Below are 20,781 nucleotides of genomic sequence, written 5' to 3' on the forward strand. Positions count from 1 at the left end.
AGTTATTTATCAGGTCCCTCTCTCAAGTGCTGAACTCTGCGTGCAAGTCGGCCAACTACTCGGTAGTGCTAGGCTGACTGAACAAGGCCATGATGTTGAAACTTCCATAGATTCCAAGCGTGTGAGTCGCGACCTCAATGACGAAGTCAGCAGTCGTTTGCGGCAAGCGTATCAAGTTCTTACTTCGGACTAGTGCTGTCCTCGGCTGATTCAAAGAGGGACTTACGGGTGTCTTCGTTTGACCGTTTGTTGCGAGTATACGCCTCTAGAATATCAGTGTGCGCAGCGAGATTCGGCAGACCACAATCAAGCACAGTCAACTCTTGAGGGGAATCTGAGTTTGGATCACTACACAGGAACAGAAATCGCTCACCGTTCGATAGTATTCCTAACTCGGCACCGAATATTCGCATATACCGTTTCAGTTGGCCTATGTGCCGGTCGAGGGATTCTCCTTCCTGTTTCGCCTCGACGATAATCGACGGGTTTGATTCCTCATCCAACAGCGCATAATCAGCTCGGTCACCAGAACTGAGCGAGTTTGATGAGTATTCAAGCATCACCTCTGGATGATACACATTCCAGCCTAACAGATGGATGAACGGAGAGATAATCTTAGACTGTGTCCCAAACTCATCAAGGGTTTGAGTCGTGAGAATAGCCCTTGAACGACTTGCGAACGCCTCGAGATCTTCTCCGTCAATGATCTCACTGTGGGGGTCGTCAAGATATTTTTCATCCCAGAACTCCGCTTGTACTCCATCAAGGCGAGCCATAGACACACCACTGAGGTAGGTATCGAAACTCGACTTTCCAGGGCGCTGTTTGACGTGGAGGATTCCGTTGATACAGACTCGGTCGCCGGTGTCAACGTTACCTGTGAGATCGTCTTCAAGCTCTACAATCGTTTTATCGCTGGATGAGGAATCAGACTCGGGGAGTGGAGAGAGTGTAAGCGTCTGTGCATCGATGAACTCGGATTGATCAGAGTTGACTCGAAATGGTCCTTGTCGTTCGCAACCTTGGCACTCATGCGGCTCCTGAAAGTCGCTCCCACTTTGAGGGATGTACGTCATGGTTCCACAGCGCTGACACTCGAAGGCCGCCTCGGTCATCCTTAGGTCAACATCAGTCGCTTTCTCAACGTAGCCCGAGATACTAACAAACTTCCCGATAAGGTCGTCCTGAACTCGCACATCAGTGACGTCCCGGACTTCTGGAGGGTTGAATAGGCGAACATGGGCCATTCCTAATTTAGCGTCATTTGGAATGTCCGACAGACGAAGTGCCTCCTCAGCGTACTCACGCAACTGGTACGGGTGATTTAGATAGTCGTGTGAGAGATCGGAATCGAACTCATCGAGGTATTTATAGTCGATGTAGAGCGACCGCTGTTCAGTCGGATACTTTTGCGCCAACTCGGTGATTTCAGCTTGGTAGTACTTGTTATAGAACTCGAGGAATCGATTCGTGAGCTCCCGATTTTGCGCCTGTGCCATGTTTCAATAACTCTATATGACTTATGAAAAGGTTGCGGAGGTCTGACTCCTGAGCTGTGAACAACTTACATCGGCGACAGAGCAAGCTGAGGACGCCGTCAATAGTAGCGCGCAGGTTAACGAAAGTGATGCAGTCCATAATACTGTCAGGTGAGACAGCTCGTTGAAGCTGATCCTTCTCTGAAATACCTTGCTTTCCAGAGCTCCAGTTGGTGGATATACCCTTTGAGTGTTGCACGCCATTTCTGACAGTGCTCGGTGAAGTTTCTGTGACCGTGCTGAACTCACAGCGCGAGTCGGTCAAGACAGATTCGCTCACAGAAACCATTTTGTCGCTCAGCTAATAGTAACAAGTATGAAACGTCGTGCCCTCCTCTCATCTCTTGGACTACTCGGGACCGTACCTCTCACGGGGTGTACGCTTCGCAGAGGAACCATTCAAATCCAGCTGTCGAATGCTACTGGTGGTCCATTGAATGTGGTGGTAGTGGGAAGGCGTATAAATGGGGGAGACGAGATACGGAGAGAATATCAGCTGGAAGAACATGAATTCTATGAAGACCCTGATAAACTCCCAGCGGGCCAGTACGAATTTACTGTTTCTGCTGGAAACAAAACCCAGCATCATACATTGAAAATGCAAGGATGCAACGAGCAAGAATTAGATATTTCTGTCTCTCCTGATTATATCTATCTCAGTAACAACACTTGTTAGTCGGATTTTCTCAACCCTATTAGAGCAGTAGCTAGTCACACGAAATGGTGTGATCGATACAGCCCCTGAGTGTTGCACGCGATTTCTGACAGCGTTCGGGGAGGTTTCTGCGACCGTGCTGACTCGATGGAAATTCTGCTACCCATAGAGCGCGTGAACAAAGTATGGGGCGCAAGAGACCGAGCTGAGTTCCGTGCCCGAGAGCACGTCGTGCTGACTGGTCCGAGTGCGCAGGAAGCCGAGACTTGGGCGAGACAGCCCGGATGCCGCTCGGCGGCATCCGGGAAAGCCCGCATAGGTGAATTTCTGTTCACGCACCGGCGTCCCATCCCGGAGGAACAAACCATGTACCTCGGAATCGACTTACACAAGCGGTACGCGCAAGTGGCAGTAATCGATCAGGCTGGTGAGCTTGTCGAAGAGGTTCGCGTCAAAAACGCGAACCTCGACGACCTCGCCCAGCGCTACGCTGGAGCCACAGCAGCGATCGAGGCAACCAGCAATTACTACCACGTCCATGATACTCTTTCAGAGTACTTGGACGTGGTTGTCGCCAACCCTGGCAAACTGAAGCTCATCGCTCACTCAGACAAGAAAACCGACCGCGTTGATGCGAAACAGCTCGCGCGGATGGTTCGGCTCAACTCCATCCCCGAGAGTTACGTCCCTACCGATGAGGTTCGGAAAGCCCGCGCACTCGTGCGCGGGCGACAGAAGTTGGTCGAAAACCGAACCAGCTACGCGAACAAAGTTCACGGGTTGCTTTCTGAGCACGGCATCACTGAAGACGTGAAACCGCTGAGTGTAGAGGGGCGAGAGTTCCTGCGGGAACTCTCGCTCCCGGCACCGTGGAACTCGTTGTTAGACTCCTACGCGACGATAATCGAGACGCTCACCGCTGAAATCGAGTCGCTCGAAATGGAGATCGAGGAACGCGCTGGGTCTCTGAAGGAGACCCAGCTGCTGATGACGATTCCTGGTGTCAGCTACTACTCAGCGTTGACGATCTACGCTGAACTCGGCGAGATCGAGCGGTTCGACGAGGACAAACAAGTCGTGAGTTACGTGGGATTGAACCCGGTGATCCGCGAGTCTGGCGACTCGCGGTTCGAGGGTGGCATCTCGAAACGAGGATCAGGACGGGTACGATGGATCCTCGTCCAGTGTACGTACGTCGCAGTTCACACCTGTAACGACGAGTACTTGCGTCGGTTCTACGACCGCTTGGCAAGTCGCAAGAGTTCCAAGAAAGCAATCGTGGCAACCGCGCGGAAGCTACTGGTATCGATTTACCACATGCTTGACCGGGAGGAAGTCTACGACCCACCGGGGGTGAGCGCCTGAGAAAGGGAACCTGAGGGACGCCGGACCGGCGTCCCTCAGTGGCCGGGTGGAGCCAGCGTGAGCGACAGCTATAGCGGAACTCGTTCCGACCGCCTACCGGTTGTGGAGGTCTCAATCACCACGCAGCCTAGTGGTTTCGCGCCGTTGAAGAGCGAGAGACGTGAGATCGTGCGAACAACTTTATCGCCAGCGGTGGTTAGTTGAGCCAGCAGAATTTCCATAGGTGGAACTCGTTGTTAGACTCCTACGCGACGATAATCGAGACGCTCACCGCTGAAATCGAGTCGCTCGAAATGGAGATCGAGGAACGCGCTGGGTCTCTGAAGGAGACCCAGCTGCTGATGACGATTCCTGGTGTCAGCTACTACTCAGCGTTGACGATCTACGCTGAACTCGGCGAGATCGAGCGGTTCGACGAGGACAAACAAGTCGTGAGTTACGTGGGATTGAACCCGGTGATCCGCGAGTCTGGCGACTCGCGGTTCGAGGGTGGCATCTCGAAACGAGGATCAGGACGGGTACGATGGATCCTCGTCCAGTGTACGTACGTCGCAGTTCACACCTGTAACGACGAGTACTTGCGTCGGTTCTACGACCGCTTGGCAAGTCGCAAGAGTTCCAAGAAAGCAATCGTGGCAACCGCGCGGAAGCTACTGGTATCGATTTACCACATGCTTGACCGGGAGGAAGTCTACGACCCACCGGGGGTGAGCGCCTGAGAAAGGGAACCTGAGGGACGCCGGACCGGCGTCCCTCAGTGGCCGGGTGGAGCCAGCGTGAGCGACAGCTATAGCGGAACTCGTTCCGACCGCCTACCGGTTGTGGAGGTCTCAATCACCACGCAGCCTAGTGGTTTCGCGCCGTTGAAGAGCGAGAGACGTGAGATCGTGCGAACAACTTTATCGCCAGCGGTGGTTAGTTGAGCCAGCAGAATTTCCATAGGTGAACTCACAGCGCAAGTGTTGCAGAGGAGATTTGTGTCTGGTTTTATCTGGGGCGAAAACCTGTCAACTGAAATAGAAGGGCTTTGAGATTCTTCTCATGGACATGAACGAGGTATTCAGCGGTCTTACGCTGTTTCTGGTCAGCGTTCTCGTTTTGACACAAGATACTGGCCTTACTGGGCCAGTGGAGACAATTGTAGGGATTGTCGCATACTTTGGGGTACTAATTCCTCCGTCTTACCTTCTTGCTGGTTTGATTATGAGCCGAAGCTCGGACTAATTTAATTTCATTCGATAGTCACGGTTCCAGCGCTGCACACACCCTCTGTATGTTGCACGCCACTTCTGACAGCGTTCGGTGAGGTTTCTGCGAGCGTGCTGAATAGAGAGCGCATATGCAGCAAATCTGGTTCAATCTTCCAGTGCACCCACCAGAACTATTGTCACCGAATCCGAATTTCGATTATGTCCTCCAAGAAAGCAATCGGTATCGCACCACTGGTTACTGGGTTTCTGCTTGCGAGCCAGTCATTTAGCCAATCTGTACTGAGTGATCCGTCTCTATCATCGGTCGCCGGGTTGATTGGGAGTTTTGCTGCCATTCTGGTTGGTATCGGTATTCTCTCGGGGTGGCGAGGCTTCGATGCTGAGGCGAACTCATCTGGTCAGTTAGCTTCTATCGCACTTGCTGTGGTTGCTTTAGCAGGCTTTACTGGTGGTGTGGTGTTGACTGTAGTCTAATATCCACAGTACAAGATTCACCCTCTATATTCAGCACGCGACTTCTGACAGCATTCGGTGAGGTTTCTGTGGTCGTGCTGAACTTAGAGCGCAAGTCGGTCACTGAAGACCGGCGTCAGAACAATAAACTCTCACCCCTTTTTCTAGATGATTTTCGACGGAGTAAATCGGACAGAAGACATATACCACCCTTCATAGTATCATGAAAGTGTGTCAGTAAGAAATACGAATAATGCCCTCGGTCGGAACTATCGGATTTCAATGCTTCACGTCGGAGCTGCAGGAGCTTTGTTTCTGCTTATGGCGACAGATGTCCTCTTATCAGTACCTCCATTCTCAGAAGACCTGCAAGTACATACGTTGCTGATAGTTAGTGTACTCTTGGGAATTCTCCATTCGCACATGAACCGTGGATGGCTGGTCAATATGGTTCTCATCTTCTCAGTCGCGTATCCTCACTTCATGTCAACTTGTTCTGCAACACTCGCAGTCGGAGGTGTGAAAGAGTCTACTAGTCTGTACTGTCCTGTGGCTGCTAGTGGGCTGGTTGGATTGGTTATTGAGGCAATTCCCGCTGCAGCGACTGTCGCAGTTGCGGGAGGGGCAATAACCTACGGTGTTGGATTATTATTTGACCGGTTGTAGAGTGCTTTTCCGAATGTTGTAGTTCCTGACTCGTCTGATGATACCTTCAACACTACTTGCTAAACTCACCCTCTATATTCAGCACGCCGATTCTGACAGCGTTCGGTGAGGTTTCTGCGACCGTGCTGAACTCACAGCGCAAGTCGGTCAAGAGTGCTTCACCCTGGGCATCCGAAAACACAGCCGAAGACAAGGTAGAGTAACACCGCTCCTGCAGTGAGCGAACTGCCAAGGAAGAACAAAGAAGTGCTCAATTTCGAGTTCTCTCGGAGTATATACGGAATCGGTGATAGCAAAACGGATACGACACCTACCGCGAAGGAGCCAAAAATCAACTGATATCCAAGATTTGGAGAATAGGACGTGTTCATGAAGAACGAAACGAGAAGGATGAGCAAAACCACAGGAATGAAACTAACCAGCGAGGAACGACGGGGGAGCAGGGAGTCATTATTCTCTGCCATGATTGACACATATTTGCGGTAGCAATTAACTCATTGGCTGCAAGATACACCCTCTGTATGTTGCACGCCGCATCTGACAGTGTTCGGTAAGGTTTCTACAAGCGTGTTGAACCCAGCAGCTACCGATGGTGTACCTGCCGGAGGGCATCAGCGGTAGCTGTTCCTGAAATCCGGATGTATTTTTGAGCGGTGGCGAGGTCGCTCCATCCCATCAGTGCTTGGAGTGGGACCGGTGCAACTCCCTTGTAGGCATGATAACTGGCAGCGGTTGCCCTCAGACAGTGTGGATACACGCGACCGTCGAGATCGGCCTGGTTCGCTGCTTCTTGAACGCGCCTATTGATTGTCGAGCGTGAGTGAGGGAATGAATCATACCGGTTCGCGAATCGTTCAACACAGAGTTCAAGACGAAGAGACAGGTCAAACGGTATCGCTCTTGCAGAGGCGACGGTCTTCGGATGCCAGCGAACTTCCAACGCCTCTTCTTCGGTGAGCTCGTCATTGCACGTAGCTTCTTGAATCGACTGTCGACGGCAGTACCCACAGGTACACGGCTCGTACTGTGGGATTCGAATGAGCATTCGATCCCAGTCAAGCCAAGTCTTCTCGAAGTGGGCAATTTCTCCGGCCCTCAATCCGAGTCGACCGGCGATGAGACAGATGAACCGTGCTTGGAATGCTCGAGGGCTGGGCAGTTCGGAGCACGCTTCTAACAGTAACTCGAACTCACGGTCGGTCAGCACGTCTTCGTGGGTGTGTCGAGTCGTCAGTGCTTTTCGATGCCGCTTCGCCCATCCGTTCCTCTCGGAATTGTACTGTGCCATCACTGTTCGGTAGGTCCCGAATTCCGAGAATATGTCTGTAAGCAGGGAGAAAGGGCGTGCAACATACAGAGAGTCTATCTATCAGAAAGCGACCTTACAGAGAAGCTATATGTCACGCACCAATCTCTCCAGCCATCATGAACCGAAGGCAAGTCCTGAAACATCTCGGAGCCGTTGGCGGCGTCTCGTTTCTGGCTGGCTGTAGTAGCATCAATGCGCTTCAGCCATCTGGTGGTCTCGTCATTGAATTCGAGGGCGATAGCGAACCCAACAAACAACGAACTGTCTCAATCACGATCGGAACATATGATCCACAAATCAAACTAGAGTCGGGGTCATCTCCTCCAGAATGGGATGCAGATGTCCTCTTCCAAGCTCTCTATCGAATAGCGCCCGGTGAACAACTACAGCCAGACATATTCGTTGACAAGCCAGGGCAGTATCGGTTTGATGTCTGGTTGGAAAACCGGGGTGCAATGGGAACAGAGGTTGAAATTACAGAAGAGGGCAAGTTGGCCGAGCAGCATACCATTGTGATGACGTCCGAAGGGATGAGACACGAACGATCATAGAGATGGTATCTAATTGCGAGCTATAATCTCGCTGTGCTACACTTGCGCGCTGAGTTCACCTATGGAAATTCTGCTGGCTCAACTAACCACCGCTGGCGATAAAGTTGTTCGCACGATCTCACGTCTCTCGCTCTTCAACGGCGCGAAACCACTAGGCTGCGTGGTGATTGAGACCTCCACAACCGGTAGGCGGTCGGAACGAGTTCCGCTATAGCTGTCGCTCACGCTGGCTCCACCCGGCCACTGAGGGACGCCGGTCCGGCGTCCCTCAGGTTCCCTTTCTCAGGCGCTCACCCCCGGTGGGTCGTAGACTTCCTCCCGGTCAAGCATGTGGTAAATCGATACCAGTAGCTTCCGCGCGGTTGCCACGATTGCTTTCTTGGAACTCTTGCGACTTGCCAAGCGGTCGTAGAACCGACGCAAGTACTCGTCGTTACAGGTGTGAACTGCGACGTACGTACACTGGACGAGGATCCATCGTACCCGTCCTGATCCTCGTTTCGAGATGCCACCCTCGAACCGCGAGTCGCCAGACTCGCGGATCACCGGGTTCAATCCCACGTAACTCACGACTTGTTTGTCCTCGTCGAACCGCTCGATCTCGCCGAGTTCAGCGTAGATCGTCAACGCTGAGTAGTAGCTGACACCAGGAATCGTCATCAGCAGCTGGGTCTCCTTCAGAGACCCAGCGCGTTCCTCGATCTCCATTTCGAGCGACTCGATTTCAGCGGTGAGCGTCTCGATTATCGTCGCGTAGGAGTCTAACAACGAGTTCCACGGTGCCGGGAGCGAGAGTTCCCGCAGGAACTCTCGCCCCTCTACACTCAGCGGTTTCACGTCTTCAGTGATGCCGTGCTCAGAAAGCAACCCGTGAACTTTGTTCGCGTAGCTGGTTCGGTTTTCGACCAACTTCTGTCGCCCGCGCACGAGTGCGCGGGCTTTCCGAACCTCATCGGTAGGGACGTAACTCTCGGGGATGGAGTTGAGCCGAACCATCCGCGCGAGCTGTTTCGCATCAACGCGGTCGGTTTTCTTGTCTGAGTGAGCGATGAGCTTCAGTTTGCCAGGGTTGGCGACAACCACGTCCAAGTACTCTGAAAGAGTATCATGGACGTGGTAGTAATTGCTGGTTGCCTCGATCGCTGCTGTGGCTCCAGCGTAGCGCTGGGCGAGGTCGTCGAGGTTCGCGTTTTTGACGCGAACCTCTTCGACAAGCTCACCAGCCTGATCGATTACTGCCACTTGCGCGTACCGCTTGTGTAAGTCGATTCCGAGGTACATGGTTTGTTCCTCCGGGATGGGACGCCGGTGCGTGAACAGAAATTCACCTATGCGGGCTTTCCCGGATGCCGCCGAGCGGCATCCGGGCTGTCTCGCCCAAGTCTCGGCTTCCTGCGCACTCGGACCAGTCAGCACGACGTGCTCTCGGGCACGGAACTCAGCTCGGTCTCTTGCGCCCCATACTTTGTTCACGCGCTCTATGGGTAGCAGAATTTCCATCGAGTCAGCACGGCCACAGAAACCTCACCGAACGCTGTCAGAAGTCGCGTGCAACACTCAGAGGGTCTGTCGGGAAACAGGAACACCATTACCGTCGCTCACAAATAGCTTCGACGCCGACATATCCCCGGAGGTCAACGACCAGGTGCAACCTGACATGGGTTATGATCTTCGCTGACCCAACTCTCCGAGAGTAGGCAGTCGAGTTGGCTACCACAAAACACTCATAGAACTCCTCTCAACGGAGAGATGACAGCGGTCACAGAGAAGTGGTTCGAACATTGGTTTCAGGCACCATACTCGACCGCTGTGCCCGTTCACTACCAGACCGCCATCTGGTCTCGACCACTTCTTCAATTTCCCCCTTAGATAGGACGAGGCATAGACAGCTGCATCTCAGATTTCATATTTCAGTCTGAAATTCATGGGTAGCGATAATTACTAATGTATAAAACGAATGGCTGTTTTTCATGAATGAAAGGATGATCTATCACGGCAGTAAGGGAGAGTACTATGGGGATGTTGATCTCTGGGAACGGTTTGAATCTGGAGTGTGGACACCACAATTGTGGGACACGGAGACCGGCACTGAGTGGGTTGAAACAGACGACGGCGAGTTGCTCTGTCTCACGCCAATCACCTGCCGCGATATCCCCGAGGAGATACAATTTGAACGTGTGCGTGACGGTGTTCGGGTTGTTTCTGAGTCGCTGAGCCGTTCGGCCTGTAGCAACGAGAACCGTTAGTTTCACGTCAAGCGTGGAACGTCTTTCTCGTGCCCGTGACGTTGGCAATCGTCTTAGGCATAGAACTGATCGAAGGCGTCACTGGCTCCGTTCGGTCTTCTCGATACTCCGACGACTGATAGTGGGTAGCAGAGGTCCTCGTACTCTCCAACACCACAGGTACCCTCCCTGCTAGAATCAGCGTGCACGACTTAGAGGGTGAGTTCACCTATGGAAATTCTGCTGGCTCAACTAACCACCGCTGGCGATAAAGTTGTTCGCACGATCTCACGTCTCTCGCTCTTCAACGGCGCGAAACCACTAGGCTGCGTGGTGATTGAGACCTCCACAACCGGTAGGCGGTCGGAACGAGTTCCGCGATAGCTGTCGCTCACACTGGCTCCATCCGGCCACTGAGGAACGCCGGACCGGCGTTCCTCAGATTCCCGTTTTCAGGCGCTCACCCCCGGTGGGTCGTAGACTTCCTCCCGGTCGAGCATGTGGTAAATCGACACCAGTAGCTTTCGCGCGGTTGCCACGATTGCTTTCTTGGAACTCTTGCGACTCGCCAAGCGGTCGTAGAACCGACGCAAGTACTCGTCGTTGCAGGTGTGAACTGCGACGTACGTACACTGGACGAGGATCCATCGTACCCGTCCGGATCCTCGCTTTGAGATGCCACCCTCGAACCGCGAGTCGCCAGACTCGCGGATCACCGGGTTCAATCCCACGTAACTCACGACTTGTTTATCCTCGTCGAACCGCTCGATCTCGCCAAGTTCAGCGTAGATCGTTAACGCTGAGTAGTAGCTGACACCAGGAATCGTCATCAGCAGCTGGGTCTCCTTCAGAGACCCAGCGCGTTCCTCGATCTCCAGTTCGAGCGACTCGATTTCAGCGGTGAGCGTTTCGATTATCGTCACGTAGGAGTCCAGTAACGAGTCCCACGGTGTCGGGAGCGAGAGTTCCCGCAGGAACTCTCGTCCCTCCACACTCAGCGGTTTCACGTCTTCGGTGATGCCGTGCTCAGAAAGCAACCCGTGAACTTTGTTCGCGTAGCTGGTTCGATTTTCGACCAACTTCTGTCGCCCGCGCACGAGTGCGCGGGCTTTCCGAACCTCATCGGTAGGAACGTAACTCTCGGGGATGGAATTGAGCCGTACCATCCGCGCGAGCTGTTTCGCATCAACGCGGTCGGTTTTCTTGTCTGAGTGAGCGATGAGCTTCAGTTTGCCAGGGTTGGCGACAACCACGTCCAAGTACTCTGAGAGAGTATCATGGACGTGGTAGTAATTGCTGGTTGCTTCAATCGCTGCTGTGGCTCCAGCGTAGCGCTGGGCGAGGTCGTCGAGGTTCGCGTTTTTGACGCGAACCTCTTCGACAAGCTCACCAGCTTGATCGATTACTGCCACTTGCGCGTACCGCTTGTGTAAGTCGATTCCGAGGTACATGGTTTGTTCCTCCGGGACGCCGGTGCGTGAACAGAAATTCACCTATGCGGGCTTTCCCGGATGCCGCTCCGGCGGCATCCGGGCTGTCTCGCCCAAGTCTCGGCTTCCTGCGCACTCGGACCAGTCAGCACGACGTGCTCTCGGGCACGGAACTCAGGTCGGTCTCTTGCGCCCCATACTTTGTTCACGCGCTCTATGGGTAGCAGAATTTCCATCGAGTCAGCATGATGGTTCGTACAGCAGAGTCAAATCAGAGTTCTGTGCGCTGTATGAGATACGCGAATCCATACCAATAGAGGAAACACTATATCTGTTGATATTTGATTTTCAGGAAATGAAACGAACTAACGTTATCTGGTTGTCTCGACGAGCAGTTGTCGTCGCAGGCATTCTGTTTGTTGGGTTCTCATTAGCAGCATTTGTACAAGGGTTTCCGCTACCGGTCTTCCTGTACGCCTTTCCGAAGGCTCTCATCGCAGAGACTGTTCGGTACACAGGTATCGTAACTGCGTTTCTCTACGCTATAAAAGAGGGAACAAACTGACTGTTGACCGACTTGCGCGCTCTATTCAGCACAGAGATTTCAGCAGGTAGGAAACGTGTGACGTCGAAGAGTACGAAGACTTCCGCTAACCGCAGTAGGCAAACCAGAACAAAAGGAGTTACAGTTTAAGACGACGTTGAAGTTGCGGTTGGGGTAGCAGCACCTCGGTTAACAAAGTAACCGACAGCAGCGACGATAACCGCAACAAGGAGTCCAGCGAAGCCCCAAATAAGGATCCCAAGTGCTCCACCAATCGCCGCGCCAGATCCCGCTGCTGTTTCAGTGTTTGCACCACCGATAATAGGGATATAGAACATAATTGGGGCCGCAAGAATCCAAAGAGCAAGGATATAGAGCCCGCTTCCAAGAGCGGAACGAGCCGAATGCTTGCGGTCATAGAGGTAATACGAGACCCCAGCGAAAGTAATCAAAAAGAGTACGCTACTCCCCCCGATGTTTGTGAACGCGAAAGCAACGACAGCACCCACAAGGAGTCCCATTATCCCAGCAGTCACCCCGCGTGCAGTCTGAAAGCCGCTCTTGTCTTCTGCCCTCGTGGCAGCCTCCTCATGCTCGGGTGTTCCCGATTCGGTCATGGACTCCGGAGTAAGCGACTCTCCACAGTCCGAACAAAACTTCGCACCCTCGTTCACTTCTGTTCCGCAATTTGAACAGTATGTCACGCAATCATAAATACGTGTGTTCCTAATCAGTTTACTGGTCATCCAGTTTGGTTGATCAGTGTGGTAGCTATCCCAATTAAGCCACACACGCGTTGTTCGCCCTGCACACCGTGTAGGTCCAGAGTCAAGAGACAGGACGCACGACAGCGTTATGCGAATACCTGGGTGTTTCGTGTATGGAGTGGCGACCGTTGGCGATCCATCCATTCAGCCAACGGCTGCCAATATCGTACGGTCGTCACAGTCAACGGCGGTTAGTCGTGCATGATGAGACATCGGGAGTTAGCCAATATCTTGCAGTTGTCCCTACAATCACAGACATCGAGTGTCTGTAGGGGAAACGACAATAATCTGTGATAATGGGTAACAAACTGAACGTCAAACAGACAGTTTGATGCATTGATGGTTTAAACAAGAGTTCATGTCTGACAAGAAGTTCAGTAGACGGACGTTCACGGCAGCGAGCGGGACCACACTTATCGCTGCACTCGCTGGGTGTACTGGGGATACAGATTCATCAAACAACTCCTCAAGTGGGTCCGGTGCGACTGACACACCTACAGTCGCTGAGAGCGCTCAGGACACCACAACTGAGTCGACCACGACTCAGTGTAGCTTCAACCGTGGTCTCGCTAGTTCTCTTCCAACTCGACTGGGTAGAGTCGGCGTAGCTTGATCCGGGCGTCGTCGGTCGTGAATTGCCAGTCGATGAGTCGGTCAGCTGCGTTGCGATGCTGCTGCCACGCAGCGACCTCCGACCGGAGGGTCGCTGCGTGATAGATGCGACGGTTGAGGCACTGGCGTTTGAGGACGTTTAACTCGATCTCGGCCATGTTCAACCAACTGCCTTTCTTGGGGACGTAGTGGAACTCGAACCGATCAAGGTACGCTTGGGCTTGGTCTGGCGGGAAGAACTGATAGAAGCCGGCAGGGTTGTGCGTGTTGAGCTGATCGACCACAACCCGGATGCAGTCCGCATCCGGGTAGTGGTCGTCTGCGAGTTCGACCATCCGGTCGATCCATTCAACGGTGCGTCTCCGCTCGGTAATCGCGACGGTGACCCAGCCGGTCAACGGTTCTGTGGCGAGGTGAATCCGCTGTTTCCCGTTGCGTTCGTAGCGGTGATCAACACGTGCGACCGCTCCCGGTCGGGCCGGGAGCGGATCGCTCTCATGGCCACGGAGTGCTTTGCTGGACTCGTCGAAGCAGATGACCGGTCGGTTCTCGTTGTACGGTTCGTGATAGAGGTCGAGTACGTCCTCCATGTAATAGACGAAGTCAGCGTCCTGTTCAGGTGGAATCGCCCAGTAGTCGGAGAGATGCGGTTTGAGGGTGTTTTTTTAGGCGCTGTCGAACGGTTTCGTGAGAGATCGACTCAAAGTCGATCTCGTCAAGAGTAACGAGTTCGTCGGCGAGCAAGTGAAGTGTCCAGCGAGAGAGCCCTTCCGGCGGCTCACTACAGGCGAGTTTGATGAGGTGTGCTTCAGCTTTCCCGTCCATCTTGAGGTCGTACTCGCGGTCGGGCTTGCGGCGATGAATCGCCGCGAGCCCTCGTTCACAGTAGTTTTTACGTGCGTTGTAGGGAGTGCCGATTGAACAGCCGAGGTGCTCACAGATCTGGACATCTGTGAGCCCCTCGTCAGCTTTCAGGAGGATGCGCGCTCGGGTGATATCTTCGGCGTTGCGTTCACCAGTCGAAATGAACCACTTGAGCGTTCTGCGTTCTCCGTCAGAGAGTTCGACAACGTGCTTCTTTCTGCTCATTCCGGTAGAGAGGCGCTCAGAAAGCATGAACTAGCGAGTACAAACTTGAAGCTACACTCAGTCGAGTTCTACTGAATCGGAGTCTACCGAGTCGGAATCTGCTGAATCGGAATCGGGCGAGACCACAAGTGACGAGTCGAGTCGAGACGCAGCGTATCAAATGGTCGTCGAATATGAGGGTCAATGGGCAGGGTCGATTTCCACTGGTGACTCCTCACGCTCGATTGAAGGCGAAGGGTCGAAAACGATCGATATCTCTGGAGACACCTCAATGCTTGGGGTGAACGCCCAGAAGCAGGAGGACAACAACGAGAAGCTTGTCGTCCAGATCGTCAAAAATGGCGAAGTCGTGAAAGAAGCGAGCACATCAGCAGCGTTTGGTGTCGCACAGACGTCCACGAACTCGTTTGAGGAGGCGACAGGCGGCGACGGATCGGAGAGCAAAGAGTCACCATTCTCGTATCACGTGGAATACGAAGGTGAGTGGTCCGGCACGATTACGGCGGGCGGTTCGTCGCGGACAGTCGAGGGTGATGAGTCAAAGACATTTGATATCCAGGGAACACCAGACATCATTAGCGTCAACGCACAGAAACAAGACGACAATGACGACACACTCACCGTTCAGATCCTGAAAGACGGTGACATCGTGAAAGAAGGGAGCACTTCCGCAGGGTTTGGCGTCGCCTCAATCACTTACAGTAATTTCTAATCTCGTTGCGGCCCTTCCAATACGACATCCTACCATTTATCCGGAGAAGCACGATTGGTAAATTCCGGAGGAGTTACCCATGATGGGGGCTCTCAGATCTCTCCAGTCTGTATGAACACCGATAGTGAACACATCAATGATCTCAGTCGAAGTGACCACAACAAAAGAGAGAGAGTTAGGTCAATTTGCAATGAGCCAAACAGATTTACGCTATGTAAGAGGAAGACACACTACCGTGATGCGACTCGACATCGGAGATGATAGAAACACCAAATGTGTTTACCTTTAATGGTAGAGTATGAATATTAACATTCGGGGAAAGTACGTTCTCGTGGTGGGACTTGTTCTGGCCCTGCTCTGGGCAACGCTCACAATGCCACTCTCCCCACTCTCGCCGACGATTCCTGTCCAGACTGGACCGGACGGCGTCGGATCCGGCCCGATCTCGGAACCGGACAATCTGATTGATAACCACGATGACAAACTTGACCGAACACCGTATCGACTGATCATCCGATTCGGCAAACTTGGAGAAGAAAAGGCAGAAGTCGAGAGCGACGGCCATCAGATGATCGTCACATACGAATCGGATGACTTCACACAAGAAACCTACGTCGAAGACGGCAGATCCTACTCACGCGAGCACAAAGCGGATGGGGAGATGGATTACTTCTTGAACGACCAAACGAGTATGACTCAATCGGACCCACTCAATCTCAACGGCCCTCTAGCGACCATCCTCAAGAAAAATGATTTCAGACCTGTCGAGAAGAAAAAACAGGGTATTCACACCTACTTCACCTACCGAGCGCTCGGCCTCCAGAATGCGGATGCAACTGTAACTGTCCGCCATGACGGCATCCTAACCAGAATGTCGTATTCAGACGGATCGCAAACGTTCGAACTCTCGATCCGGCTTGGCGATGTCCGTGTACACAGGCCCTCGTGGGTTGAGGCAAACTTCGACACCCCGGACGAAGATGATCGCACCCGCAAACCATCCGGTGGGGAAACCTGTACTGATGCCGAAGATGGTGACAACGACGGATGGTGTGGCGACGAATGGTGGCCGTGGTAACCTGCTCAGCCACGTCCTGCCATCACTAACGCCATGGTCGGTAATACACACGGCTCATCTGTGTTCGGTTAAGCTGTGAGTGTCGAACGACCGGACGTAAAGAGCAATGCAACGATTCTAGAGCGGCTGAATTCTGCCGTTCATACAGGCACCAAATATTACTCCCAGTGGTAACCGAACTCCGATGCTCTCAAAAGGTAACTAGAACGGGTTGACTTAGGTTCCGCTCTTTCAACGGGACAACGAGATCGTAATCCACTTCCCTGCCGACAGTGAGTTGCGAATTTTCTCTTCGGTTCTGACCTTCAGATAACATCCGATGGTCGCCATAACTTCGTGCATGGTGTGATAATGTTTAAAATACGGCAGTTACGTACAGTTTGTACGAGAAGGGTGGTCCGCGTACGGGGTCAGTGAACTTCTGTTCCTGTGCGGAAACTCGTGAGATCCTCGATGCGTTGTTCTAACTCTTCGATCTCATCCCGCAGCTCCGCTGCCTCTGGTTCTTCGGACCCTGCAAGCCGGTCTTTCAGCCCTTGCAGGCGGGTCTCTTTCACTTCCTCGTCGACCTCCGCCTTTCGAACGTATTCACTCTCAGCGATCTCATAGACGTCAGCCTCTGACAGCGTTGTCACCTCGAGTGCTTCATCGACCTTTGTGCGGTCGACACTCATGATACGCTCACGATCGATTCCTTCGGACTCTAGCATCGCAAGAACGTCCTCGTCGTCTTTGAGTGTGCGGTTGCGCCGCGAGGTACGTTGGACAGAGCCGTATTGGCCGTGGACCGGTCGGTCATGATGCAGTCGGGTGAGCAAGGCGTCGGCGAGGGCTTTCCGTACATCATTTGCATTCCGCTGAACGTCCGACAGCAGCGTGTAGATGTTCACCAGCGTCTCTGTCTCCAAGCCGGATGGGTCAGTCACGTCATGGCGTTCGAGTGCATCGACGAGAAGCAGTGCATCTGAATACACTTCCAACCCGTCTGGCTCGGTACGCTCCTCCTCCTCATCGGTGTTGTGCTCGGAGTCGACTAGTTGCGTTACCGTTGGTCCCTCCATCTCAACAATGACTCCTTTGTCTTCGTTCACTTCGAAGCGTGGATGGAGACTCAACACGGCGGGATAGGGGTCTGCATCCGGTGGCAGCCGGTCCAGTCCAAACCCGTTCGGCGAATCCTGGATTCGATGGTAGAGCGTCTCGAACTGCTCGCGTTGCAGTGGTCTCCTTTCTCCGGACTCCTCGAAGTGAATGATAATGCGGTGTTCTTGGGTCTCGACGATCCGAAAGCGCTCGTGTGACAGTGGAGTAATGAGCGTCGCTCCATCCGGTAACTCATCGAGGTTCTCGAGCAGATTGTGCCAACTAACGCTGAACGGCATATGGGGACTTTGCCTCTCGGTGGGCTAAACCTTACTCTCGAGGCGACTCCGTGCTCGTCTCAACACAACTCTCCTGCTCACCAACCCATCGACTACTGGGTTAGCAAAAAGATTCAGACAGCCGCTCTGTCTACTCTTCGAGAGTTGTCAGAATCGGCGTGCAAGACTTAGAGGATGAGTCCAGCAATGGTCAGCGATCACATCCGATCCGCATCTTCTGAAATGCTCGGTGCTACCGAGTAGGAAGCTTGAGGGTGGCAACAGGAGAGTGGAGACTTATGAGTCCGACCGTCCACGAGATGCGGAACGCGATTCGAGCGGCGACGGGTCGCTTCGAACGGGAGTTCAAGGCGTCGTTCACGAAGGAGGAGCTACAGGCGATCTGTGAGGCGCTTGAGGTCGATGTCGACGAGTCGAGGCGACCGTCGACGACGCAGATGCGCCGACTCATCCGAGCGCAGGTCGGCGTCGCGGAGTCGCTGGAGGCGGCGGACGACTCCACGTTCAGGAAGGCCGACCTCCAGGCGATCTCTGACGCGGTCGGGGCGTCCTCCGAGTCGTAGTCGTCAGTCGTGGACCGATTTACCTGTCGTGGTTCCCGAGCCGATGCATTGAGTGAGAGCGCCGTCTCCCTGACCGACTCGCGCGCTGAATTCAGCACGGTCACAGAAACCTCACCAAACGCTGTCAGAATCGGCGTGCAACACTCAGAGGGTGTATGCAGCAAGCCACATATTTGTCAGTAGACGATATAGAATACGAGAGTGGGGTACGAGTATGGGTACACGACCTTCGTCACAGACGAAGTAACGGTAATAGCCTCATACGATCCCGTCTAAGGGACAGAAACCACTCAACACTTTTTGCCGCCAAATTCAATCTCGCACCCGTCGTGAATCGTGACAACGACGAGCGGTTCTCTGCATCCCTGCGGTGATATTTGTTCAATTTTCGAACACTCAGCGGTTGTGACTGTTATCTCTCGTTCTTTCGGCGGCGCAACTCCCTCCCTCGTCACCGACCCGCTATTCCCTGCAACCTGGAACGTATCCTCATAATCTGCTGATGCTATCACAACGTTCACTTCAACTGAATTCTCTCGCTGGTTCACGAGCTGGAGGTCAAACGAATCCATAGTGAGGCTTGAGCACCCTGAAAGCCCGGCAACACCGCATGATGCTGCCGTTGCAATGAACGACCTACGTTTCATCTTAGATTGTCATTCCTCAGCTTCTCACTTCAATCCCGCATACCCCATATCACTAATCGCTCAGTTATCACCACTTGACCGACTTGCGCGCTCTATTCAGCACGATCAATAAGAACCTTCAGTCTAATGAGATAAGAAAATCTGCGTTATGCTAGCTAGATATTCGAGAGGTACTCCCGACGTTGCTCCATCTTCTCTCGTTCTGTCCGTCGGTCGTAGTGCTGGTCAAGGACTGCCTGACTCACGTTCGCTCGGTCAGAAACAACTCTACTCGGCATGTCGTTGTTCAGAAAATGTGTAACACTCCCCCTCCGAATTGCGTGGGGGCTCACGCTAGACGGACATTTTGAGGCGTGGTCGTGTTCAGTAGCGAGGCATTCAGTAACTTCTCGCCCGTACGGACATTCACCGTTGATTCGGCACGGCTGACTCCACATGTAAGCCGTTACCCGAATTTTTGACCTGCTCGCTCTCCCTTGCAAGGTCGTCAGAAGAGGGCGACGTCCACTATCTTCGACGCAGTCTGAGCGTTTGTGGCCGACCCAGTCATCCAAGAGTTCGCACATCTGATCGGACAACGCGACAAGGCGTTCCCCATCCCCCTGATTCTTGATTGGCGTGCCCGTCTCTGGCCTGTGTCTAACCTCAAGGTACTGCTCGTCCGAGTGATAGTCCTCTACATCGAGCGAATGAGCTGCTCCCACGCGCATCATCGTGTGCCACAACAGTGCGATTGCAACGTGGTCAAACGAGGCGTACTGGTACTTTTCGAGATGAGCGAGGATTTTTGTCGCACTCTCGGTATCCAACATTACGTCTCGTGTATTCTCACCAGGTCGGAGTGTCGGTGAGAGTACTTTCGTGCTGAGGTCAGAGTGTACCGCGTCGATCGATTCCAACCATCGCACGAACACCCGAAGCGTGTCCATCTGTGTTTTCTCGGTTACTGGTGCAAGGTCGCCTTCTTGTCGTCGCCACAAGCGGAATCGCTGAAGCTTCCGTCCCGTGAGATCATTCAGATTCTCAAGCTCTTGTTCGTCACACCAGCGGATGAAATGGCCGAGCCTTGATTTGTGCGAGTAGATCGTCGAAGCGGAAACTTCGTTTTCGCGGTCAGCGAGATACAATCCAAGTGCTGTTTTGGGTTCGATTGGTTCGAGTTCCATGGTTCGTCTCTATCCGAACCACGGGCTAGCGAACCCCCGTTTCAGGTTGGGCGCGTTGAGGCTGCTGTCGACCGAAAGCAACGTTTGTTCGTCGGGTGAACCAAAGCCTGTAGCGCCCATCCGTTTTCCGAACGATCCACATCCGCAAGACAGTGGTCACCTCGACAGTCTCACGTAGCTAGACTGCCAATCCGGTACTCTCACTTCTCTGACTGCGACGTACGATGGAGGACGACGAGCAACAACACACCGGCCACCGCCGCCACGCCCACGACGACCCCGAATCCGGGACTCGTCGTCTCGGTAGTCGGCGCGGATGTCGGTGACGGCGTCGGTTCGGGTGTGAGTGTCGCCGTCGGAGTCGCGTCGACCGTCACCGCAATCGGCGTGAGTCCGTCGACGGCGACGGCGTAGACGTCGTCGCGGCCCGCACCGGTCGAACTGGTCCAGCCGACCAAGAGGTGGCCCGTCTCGGTCGATTCGACGGCCGCGAACGCGTCGTTGCCGTCGCCGCCGTAGGTCTGTCGCCACCGTTCCCGACCGCGGTCGTCGAGCGCGAGGACGAGCGCGTCGGTCGTGGCGCACGATCCACATGTCCGCGCGGCTCTCGGTCCCAGCGCCGAACGAGCGGGTCGAGCCGGCCAGAAGATAGCCGTCGTCGGATCGGCCGTCTTGGCTCTCTCGAGTCGCCTGCCTGTCGGTCGGTTCTTGCGTGACGTCGTCGCCAACGACTGGCCCGACCAGCGGCATCCCCAGGGGTGCTGCGAGGAGGACGAGAGCGACGACGACCACGAGGAGGGACTGAGAGTACACCGTTA

Annotated in this window: 18 protein-coding genes and 3 pseudogenes; 9 read left to right on the top strand and 12 right to left on the bottom strand. The window is 53.8% G+C overall.

Going from position 1 to position 20,781, the window contains the following annotated elements; translation table 11 throughout:
* Positions 1–179: 179 nt before the first annotated feature.
* Positions 180–1,499, bottom strand: coding sequence for a type I restriction enzyme HsdR N-terminal domain-containing protein (locus EOHIBHHM_RS17610; RefSeq protein ID WP_497252896.1), 1,320 nt, complete (start codon positions 1,497–1,499; stop codon positions 180–182).
* Between the two features lie 355 nt (positions 1,500–1,854).
* Between EOHIBHHM_RS17610 and EOHIBHHM_RS17615 the strand changes: the two genes are divergently transcribed.
* The 4 genes and pseudogenes from EOHIBHHM_RS17615 (at position 1,855) to EOHIBHHM_RS17630 (ending at position 5,243) form a co-directional block, all read left to right on the top strand.
* A complete protein-coding gene (locus EOHIBHHM_RS17615) occupies positions 1,855–2,214 on the top strand; it encodes a hypothetical protein (RefSeq protein ID WP_497252898.1) in 360 nt (119 codons plus the stop codon).
* A 345-nt stretch (positions 2,215–2,559) separates the two neighbouring features.
* On the top strand, positions 2,560–3,558 hold the full coding sequence (locus tag EOHIBHHM_RS17620; RefSeq protein WP_497251491.1) for an IS110 family RNA-guided transposase: 999 nt from the start codon (positions 2,560–2,562) through the stop codon (positions 3,556–3,558).
* 224 nt (positions 3,559–3,782) lie between these two features.
* Positions 3,783–4,277, top strand: a pseudogene (locus EOHIBHHM_RS17625) (IS110 family transposase); the annotation flags it as partial.
* A 690-nt stretch (positions 4,278–4,967) separates the two neighbouring features.
* Positions 4,968–5,243 carry a hypothetical protein gene (locus EOHIBHHM_RS17630; protein ID WP_497252900.1) on the top strand — a complete coding sequence of 92 codons (276 nt, stop codon included), beginning with the start codon at positions 4,968–4,970 and terminating at the stop codon, positions 5,241–5,243.
* 803 nt (positions 5,244–6,046) lie between these two features.
* On the opposite strand, the gene EOHIBHHM_RS17635 is transcribed toward EOHIBHHM_RS17630, so the two are convergent.
* On the bottom strand, positions 6,047–6,352 hold the full coding sequence (locus EOHIBHHM_RS17635; protein WP_497252902.1) for a hypothetical protein: 306 nt from the start codon (positions 6,350–6,352) through the stop codon (positions 6,047–6,049).
* 119 nt (positions 6,353–6,471) lie between these two features.
* Positions 6,472–7,176, bottom strand: a complete 705-nt coding sequence (locus EOHIBHHM_RS17640; RefSeq protein ID WP_497252904.1) for a tyrosine-type recombinase/integrase — start codon at positions 7,174–7,176, stop codon at positions 6,472–6,474.
* 137 nt (positions 7,177–7,313) lie between these two features.
* On the opposite strand from EOHIBHHM_RS17640, the gene EOHIBHHM_RS17645 reads away from it, so the two are divergent.
* Entirely contained in the window at positions 7,314–7,748 is a 435-nt protein-coding gene (locus tag EOHIBHHM_RS17645; RefSeq protein ID WP_497252906.1) for a twin-arginine translocation signal domain-containing protein, read from the top strand.
* A gap of 282 nt (positions 7,749–8,030) precedes the next feature.
* Here the strand turns inward: EOHIBHHM_RS17645 and EOHIBHHM_RS17650 are convergent, their stop codons facing one another.
* Positions 8,031–9,029 carry an IS110 family RNA-guided transposase gene (locus tag EOHIBHHM_RS17650; RefSeq protein ID WP_497251491.1) on the bottom strand — a complete coding sequence of 333 codons (999 nt, stop codon included), beginning with the start codon at positions 9,027–9,029 and terminating at the stop codon, positions 8,031–8,033.
* Between the two features lie 689 nt (positions 9,030–9,718).
* Here EOHIBHHM_RS17650 and EOHIBHHM_RS17655 point away from each other — a divergent pair.
* Positions 9,719–9,994 carry a hypothetical protein gene (locus tag EOHIBHHM_RS17655; RefSeq protein WP_497252908.1) on the top strand — a complete coding sequence of 92 codons (276 nt, stop codon included), beginning with the start codon at positions 9,719–9,721 and terminating at the stop codon, positions 9,992–9,994.
* A 431-nt stretch (positions 9,995–10,425) separates the two neighbouring features.
* Here EOHIBHHM_RS17655 and EOHIBHHM_RS17660 read toward each other — a convergent pair whose 3' ends face one another.
* The 4 genes and pseudogenes from EOHIBHHM_RS17660 to EOHIBHHM_RS17675 form a co-directional block, all read right to left on the bottom strand.
* Positions 10,426–11,424, bottom strand: a complete 999-nt coding sequence (locus EOHIBHHM_RS17660; protein WP_497250541.1) for an IS110 family RNA-guided transposase — start codon at positions 11,422–11,424, stop codon at positions 10,426–10,428.
* 669 nt (positions 11,425–12,093) lie between these two features.
* On the bottom strand, positions 12,094–12,564 hold the full coding sequence (locus EOHIBHHM_RS17665) for a hypothetical protein (RefSeq protein ID WP_497257063.1): 471 nt from the start codon (positions 12,562–12,564) through the stop codon (positions 12,094–12,096).
* A gap of 21 nt (positions 12,565–12,585) precedes the next feature.
* Positions 12,586–12,858 (bottom strand): annotated as a pseudogene (locus EOHIBHHM_RS17670) (zinc ribbon domain-containing protein); the annotation flags it as partial.
* A gap of 425 nt (positions 12,859–13,283) precedes the next feature.
* Positions 13,284–14,415, bottom strand: a pseudogene (locus EOHIBHHM_RS17675) (IS630 family transposase).
* 160 nt (positions 14,416–14,575) lie between these two features.
* On the opposite strand from EOHIBHHM_RS17675, the gene EOHIBHHM_RS17680 reads away from it, so the two are divergent.
* Both EOHIBHHM_RS17680 and EOHIBHHM_RS17685 read left to right on the top strand, forming a co-directional pair.
* A complete protein-coding gene (locus EOHIBHHM_RS17680; RefSeq protein ID WP_497252910.1) occupies positions 14,576–15,127 on the top strand; it encodes a hypothetical protein in 552 nt (183 codons plus the stop codon).
* A 298-nt stretch (positions 15,128–15,425) separates the two neighbouring features.
* Complete coding sequence (locus EOHIBHHM_RS17685; RefSeq protein WP_497252912.1) at positions 15,426–16,205, top strand: hypothetical protein; 780 nt, start codon at positions 15,426–15,428, stop codon at positions 16,203–16,205.
* 410 nt (positions 16,206–16,615) lie between these two features.
* Here the strand turns inward: EOHIBHHM_RS17685 and EOHIBHHM_RS17690 are convergent, their stop codons facing one another.
* On the bottom strand, positions 16,616–17,587 hold the full coding sequence (locus tag EOHIBHHM_RS17690) for a DUF7983 family protein (RefSeq protein WP_497252914.1): 972 nt from the start codon (positions 17,585–17,587) through the stop codon (positions 16,616–16,618).
* Between the two features lie 278 nt (positions 17,588–17,865).
* Here EOHIBHHM_RS17690 and EOHIBHHM_RS17695 point away from each other — a divergent pair, with 278 nt between their 5' ends.
* A complete protein-coding gene (locus EOHIBHHM_RS17695; protein WP_497252916.1) occupies positions 17,866–18,150 on the top strand; it encodes a hypothetical protein in 285 nt (94 codons plus the stop codon).
* A 290-nt stretch (positions 18,151–18,440) separates the two neighbouring features.
* Here EOHIBHHM_RS17695 and EOHIBHHM_RS17700 read toward each other — a convergent pair whose 3' ends face one another.
* The 3 genes from EOHIBHHM_RS17700 to EOHIBHHM_RS17710 all read right to left on the bottom strand — a co-directional run bounded on the left by EOHIBHHM_RS17700 (position 18,441) and on the right by EOHIBHHM_RS17710 (position 20,691).
* Positions 18,441–18,722, bottom strand: a complete 282-nt coding sequence (locus EOHIBHHM_RS17700) for a hypothetical protein (protein ID WP_497252918.1) — start codon at positions 18,720–18,722, stop codon at positions 18,441–18,443.
* Positions 18,723–18,952: 230 nt separating this feature from the next.
* A complete protein-coding gene (locus tag EOHIBHHM_RS17705) occupies positions 18,953–19,963 on the bottom strand; it encodes a tyrosine-type recombinase/integrase (RefSeq protein ID WP_497252920.1) in 1,011 nt (336 codons plus the stop codon).
* A 200-nt stretch (positions 19,964–20,163) separates the two neighbouring features.
* On the bottom strand, positions 20,164–20,691 hold the full coding sequence (locus EOHIBHHM_RS17710) for a PGF-CTERM sorting domain-containing protein (RefSeq protein WP_497252922.1): 528 nt from the start codon (positions 20,689–20,691) through the stop codon (positions 20,164–20,166).
* Between the last annotated feature and the right edge of the window lie 90 nt (positions 20,692–20,781).

The organism is Halogranum roseipondis (assembly GCF_059695585.1).

Coding starts and splice junctions, on each gene's coding strand:
- EOHIBHHM_RS17610 (WP_497252896.1), bottom strand. CDS start 1,499: ATGGCACAGGCGCAAAATCGGGAGCTCACGAATCGATTCCTCGAGTTC.
- EOHIBHHM_RS17615 (WP_497252898.1), top strand. CDS start 1,855: ATGAAACGTCGTGCCCTCCTCTCATCTCTTGGACTACTCGGGACCGTA.
- EOHIBHHM_RS17620 (WP_497251491.1), top strand. CDS start 2,560: ATGTACCTCGGAATCGACTTACACAAGCGGTACGCGCAAGTGGCAGTA.
- EOHIBHHM_RS17630 (WP_497252900.1), top strand. CDS start 4,968: ATGTCCTCCAAGAAAGCAATCGGTATCGCACCACTGGTTACTGGGTTT.
- EOHIBHHM_RS17635 (WP_497252902.1), bottom strand. CDS start 6,352: ATGGCAGAGAATAATGACTCCCTGCTCCCCCGTCGTTCCTCGCTGGTT.
- EOHIBHHM_RS17640 (WP_497252904.1), bottom strand. CDS start 7,176: ATGGCACAGTACAATTCCGAGAGGAACGGATGGGCGAAGCGGCATCGA.
- EOHIBHHM_RS17645 (WP_497252906.1), top strand. CDS start 7,314: ATGAACCGAAGGCAAGTCCTGAAACATCTCGGAGCCGTTGGCGGCGTC.
- EOHIBHHM_RS17650 (WP_497251491.1), bottom strand. CDS start 9,029: ATGTACCTCGGAATCGACTTACACAAGCGGTACGCGCAAGTGGCAGTA.
- EOHIBHHM_RS17655 (WP_497252908.1), top strand. CDS start 9,719: ATGAATGAAAGGATGATCTATCACGGCAGTAAGGGAGAGTACTATGGG.
- EOHIBHHM_RS17660 (WP_497250541.1), bottom strand. CDS start 11,424: ATGTACCTCGGAATCGACTTACACAAGCGGTACGCGCAAGTGGCAGTA.
- EOHIBHHM_RS17665 (WP_497257063.1), bottom strand. CDS start 12,564: ATGACCGAATCGGGAACACCCGAGCATGAGGAGGCTGCCACGAGGGCA.
- EOHIBHHM_RS17680 (WP_497252910.1), top strand. CDS start 14,576: ATGGTCGTCGAATATGAGGGTCAATGGGCAGGGTCGATTTCCACTGGT.
- EOHIBHHM_RS17685 (WP_497252912.1), top strand. CDS start 15,426: ATGAATATTAACATTCGGGGAAAGTACGTTCTCGTGGTGGGACTTGTT.
- EOHIBHHM_RS17690 (WP_497252914.1), bottom strand. CDS start 17,587: ATGCCGTTCAGCGTTAGTTGGCACAATCTGCTCGAGAACCTCGATGAG.
- EOHIBHHM_RS17695 (WP_497252916.1), top strand. CDS start 17,866: ATGAGTCCGACCGTCCACGAGATGCGGAACGCGATTCGAGCGGCGACG.
- EOHIBHHM_RS17700 (WP_497252918.1), bottom strand. CDS start 18,722: ATGGATTCGTTTGACCTCCAGCTCGTGAACCAGCGAGAGAATTCAGTT.
- EOHIBHHM_RS17705 (WP_497252920.1), bottom strand. CDS start 19,963: ATGGAACTCGAACCAATCGAACCCAAAACAGCACTTGGATTGTATCTC.